The following is a 4,444-nucleotide window of genomic DNA, read 5'->3' on the forward strand; positions in this document are numbered from 1 at the left end:
AAACGGCGAACCACTCTATCTCTTTGTTTTTACGCAATTCCGGACGGAAAACCGCTCACACTTTTCCTGGAATTGCTCTAAAAATCGCCGGACGATCGGCCGGCGCCCCCTCAAAACATGAATATGGCGTCGCGTCAAAGGACGCGTGCGGCATGCTTATTGAGCCGCGTCGCCGCCCGCGTCGCCGTTTTCGCCGCTGTCGCCATTGTCGCCGGCGTCGCCGCCATCGGGAGCGGCCGGGGCCGTCGTCTGGCCGGAAGCCTTGGCGGCGGCGTCCGCCTGCTTCTTCTGCAGCGTCCGATAGCGGGCGACATTCTGGTTGTGCTCTTCCAGCGTCGCGGCAAAGACGTGGCCGCCATTGCCGTCGGCAACGAAATAGAGATCGCTGGTCTTCGATGGATTGGCGACCGCTTCGAGCGCCGCGCGGCCCGGGTTGGCGATCGGCGTCGGCGGCAGGCCCTTGACCAGATAGGTGTTGTAGGGCGTCTGCTTGTCGAGGTCGGACTGATAGATCGGCCGGTCGGCGGGTTTGCCCTTGCCGCCGAACAGGCCGTAGATGATGGTCGGGTCGGATTGCAGCCGCATGCCCTTGGCCAGCCGGTTGAGGAAGACGGCGGCAACGCGCGAGCGTTCGTCGCTCCGGCCCGTTTCCTTTTCCACGATCGACGCCAGCGTGACGAAATCATCGATATTGGCGATCGGCAGGTCGGGCGCGCGGTGCGACCAGACGTCCTCGACCAGCTTCTTCTGATCGGCGACGAGCTTGTCGACCATCTGCTGGCGGGTGGCGCCGCGGGTGAAGCGCAACGTGTCGGTGGCGATGCTGCCCTCGGGCGGCAAGGTCGCCGGCATGTCGCCGGTGAGCGCCTCCTGATCGGCCACGCGCTGCAATGCCTGCTCGACCGTCAGCCCTTCGGGAATGGTGAGCGAGTACATCACCGACTTGCCGCTCTTGAAGAGCTCCATGATGTCGCGCATCGAGGCGCGCGGCTTGATGGCGTATTCACCGGCCTTCAGCGCCGATTCATTGCCGGTGGCGCGCACGCCGAGCCGGAAGATGCGGGCATCGTTGATCAGGCTGCGGCGTTCCAGCTGATCGGCGATCTCCTGCACGCCGGTGTTGGGCTTGATCATGAAGGTGTCGCCATTGGCGGACGGGCCGGGCTCGACGAAAGCCTGCATGCCGAAATAGAGCGCGGCCCCCGAGGCCAGCACGATAAGGATCGCAATGGACAGGAAGAAATTCAGGAACACCACGACCTGGCTGCGCGAGGCGCGCGAGCGCTTCGACGGCGGCGGCGTGCCGGCTTCCGGACGCAACGCCTCGGCCGCGGTCTTCGGCACGATCGGGCCCTTCGCGCCTTGCCGCCCGAATTCCCCGTCGCTCGGATTAGTGTTCATGACGCCCTGCCGTCTGATCTTGCAACGAATCCCCCGGCGCAAGGCTAGGGGCGAATTTGGCAAAAATGACGGCAGTTGGCGGACTGCCGATTAGCTGTCTGTCTCGGAGCAATGCCGGGTGGAACCGTGCACTCCTCCCGGGGCCGCTCCGGTGCTGCTCAGCCGTTGTAACGCTGGAACACGAGCGAGGCGTTGGTGCCGCCGAAACCGAAGGAATTCGACAGCGCGACGTCGATCTGGCGCTGGCGCGGCTTGTTCGGCACGAGATCGATCGCCGTCTCGCGTTCCGGATTGTCGAGATTGATGGTAGCGGGAGCGATGTTGTCGCGGATGGCAAGGATCGAGAAGATCGCTTCCGCGGCGCCCGCGGCGCCCAGCAGATGGCCGACCGACGACTTGGTCGACGACATCGAGATCTTCGAGGCGGCATTGCCGACCAGGCGCTCGACCGCGCCAAGCTCGATCGTGTCGGCCATGGTCGAAGTGCCATGGGCATTGATGTAGTCGACATCGGCCGGGGAAAGCTTTGCCCGGTTCAGCGCCGCCGTCATGCAGCGGAAGGCGCCGTCGCCGTCCTCGGCTGGAGCGGTGATGTGGTAGGCGTCGCCGGTTAGTCCGTAGCCGGTGACTTCGGCATAGATCTTGGCGCCGCGCGCCTTTGCGTGCTCGAGCTCTTCCAGCACGACGACGCCGGCGCCCTCGCCCATGACGAAGCCGTCACGGTCGCGGTCATAGGGACGCGAAGCGGTCTCAGGCGCATCGTTGCGGTCGGTGGAGAGCGCGCGGCAGGCGGCGAAGCCCGCGATCGACAGCCGGGTGACCGGCGCCTCGGCGCCGCCCGCCACCATGACGTCGGCATCGCCCCACATGATCAGCCGAGCCGCGTCGCCGATGGCGTGCGCGCCGGTCGAGCAGGCGGTGACGACCGCGTGGTTCGGGCCTTTCAGGCCGTGACGGATGGAGACCTGGCCAGAGACCAGATTGATGATCTGCCCGGGAATGAAGAACGGGCTGATGCGGCGCGGGCCGCGATCCTTGAGGATCATCGCGTTTTCGGCGATGCCGTCGATGCCGCCTATGCCTGAGCCGATCAGCACGCCGGTGGCGCACTGGTCCACATGCGTCTCAGGCTTCCAGCCGGAATCGGCCAGCGCCTCGTCGGCGGCCGCGATGCCGTAAAGGATGAAGTCGCCGATCTTGCGCAGTTCCTTAGGCTCGAGCACGGCCTCCGGATTGAAGGTGCCATTCGAGCCGTCGCCGCGCGGGATGATGTGGGCGATCTTGCAGGCAAGATCGTCCACCTCGAACTCGGTGACGCGGCGGCAGGCGCTGCGGCCGGAAAGCAATTCCCGCCAGCTATGCTCGACGCCCATGCCAAACGGCGAAAGCAGGCCAAGGCCCGTGACGACGACACGCCTCATCGCAGGTCCTCCCCGATTATGCCTGCGAAAGAACTCAGGCCGAGGCCTTGTCGATGTACTTCACGGCGTCGCCGACGGTGAGGATGGTCTCGGCGGCATCGTCCGGAATCTCGACGCCGAACTCTTCTTCGAACGCCATGACGAGTTCGACCGTGTCGAGGCTGTCCGCGCCCAGGTCGTCGATGAAGCTCGCCTGCTCCGTCACCTTGTCGGCATCGACGCCGAGATGCTCGATGACGATCTTCTTGACGCGCTCTGCGGTGTCACTCATTTGGGCAATCCTCGTCTTATGTTTGTCGATCTTCGTTAGCGGGCGGAATGCCGCTAATCAAGCTGAAAGATGGTCTTGCGGGCAACGCAACGCCGCAGGACCGGTTTTTGCCCGAACCGCCGGGTTGCGGGCCGCATTACACGAAAAATGCCGGGCGTCCAAGCCGAAATGGCTGTTTTCACAGGCGTCCGGGGCTTGGCCGGTCAGATCATTGCCATGCCGCCATTCACGTGAATGGTCTGGCCGGTGACATAAGCCGCCTCATTGGAAGCGAGGTAGGCAACCGCGGACGCGACCTCGGCGCTGGTGCCCATGCGCCTTGTCGGGATGGCGGCCATGATCATCTCTTTCTGCTTGTCGTTGAGCTTGTCGGTCATGGCCGATTCGATGAAGCCCGGGGCGACGCAGTTGACGGTGATGTTGCGGGTGGCGATCTCCTGCGCCAGCGATTTGGAAAAGCCAATCATGCCGGCCTTGGAGGCGCAATAATTGGTCTGGCCGGGATTGCCGGTGACGCCGACCACGGAGGTGATGTTGATGATGCGGCCATGGCGGCGGCGCATCATCGGATGGGTCAACTCGCGGGTCAGCCGGAACACGGCGGTAAGGTTCACCTCGATCACGCTGTCCCAGTCGGCGTCCGACATGCGCATGAACAGGCCGTCCTTGGTGATGCCGGCATTGTTGACCAGGATATCCACGCCTTCGAGATCCGCCTCCGCCTTCTGGCCGAGCGCCTTCACCGCGTCGCGGTCGGTCAAATCCGCCGGAAACAGCTTTACGCGGTCGCCAAGCTCGCCTGCCAACGCTTCCAGCTTCTCCACGCGCGTGCCGTGCAGGCCGACGATGGCGCCCTGGCTGTGCAGCACCCTGGCGATCGCCTCGCCGATGCCTCCCGATGCGCCGGTGACGAGCGCCTTGCGGCCGGTCAGTTCGAACATTTTTCTCTCCTGATCTCAGAGGGGCACCCTTGGCACAGGTGCCGTCAAATCGCCAGCCTGTCAGGCGAGCGCCGCCAGCGCCGCCTCTACCTCCGCCGCCGTGCCGATGGCACCGGTGGCGATGTCGCGGTTGATGCGGCGCGCCAGGCCCGACAGCACCTTGCCGGCGCCGACCTCGTAAAGCGTGGCGACACCATTGGCGCCGAACCATTCCACCGTCTCGCGCCAGCGCACGCGGCCGGTCACCTGGTGGACCAGCCGGCGGGCGATCTCGTCCGGGTCGCTGGTCGGCGTCACCGTCACGTTCGAGACGACCGGGACCACCGGCGCCTGCTTTTCCACGCTCGCCAGCGCCTCGCGCATGATGTCGGCCGCCGGCGCCATCAACGCCGAGTGGAAGGGGGCCGAAA

At 65.1% G+C, this 4,444-nt stretch carries 4 protein-coding genes and 1 pseudogene; all 5 read right to left on the reverse strand.

Annotation, left to right across the window (positions count from 1 at the left end):
* Window positions 1–156: 156 nt before the first annotated feature.
* Window positions 157–1,401: an endolytic transglycosylase MltG gene (gene mltG, locus EOA27_RS24050; protein ID WP_126078246.1), complete on the reverse strand. Its 1,245-nt coding sequence runs from the start codon at window positions 1,399–1,401 to the stop codon at window positions 157–159.
* A gap of 158 nt (window positions 1,402–1,559) precedes the next feature.
* The gene (fabF, locus tag EOA27_RS24055; RefSeq protein WP_095816073.1) at window positions 1,560–2,822 is read right to left on the reverse strand and encodes a beta-ketoacyl-ACP synthase II; all 1,263 of its coding nucleotides are present in this window, start codon (window positions 2,820–2,822) and stop codon (window positions 1,560–1,562) included.
* 34 nt (window positions 2,823–2,856) lie between these two features.
* On the reverse strand, window positions 2,857–3,093 hold the full coding sequence (locus tag EOA27_RS24060; protein ID WP_006203723.1) for an acyl carrier protein: 237 nt from the start codon (window positions 3,091–3,093) through the stop codon (window positions 2,857–2,859).
* Window positions 3,094–3,296: 203 nt separating this feature from the next.
* Complete coding sequence (gene fabG / locus EOA27_RS24065) at window positions 3,297–4,034, reverse strand: 3-oxoacyl-[acyl-carrier-protein] reductase (protein WP_126078247.1); 738 nt, start codon at window positions 4,032–4,034, stop codon at window positions 3,297–3,299.
* 60 nt (window positions 4,035–4,094) lie between these two features.
* A pseudogene (locus EOA27_RS24070) lies at window positions 4,095–4,444 on the reverse strand (ACP S-malonyltransferase); the annotation flags it as partial.

Source organism: Mesorhizobium sp. M2A.F.Ca.ET.037.01.1.1 (assembly GCF_003998075.1).
Lineage (GTDB): Bacteria > Pseudomonadota > Alphaproteobacteria > Rhizobiales > Rhizobiaceae > Mesorhizobium.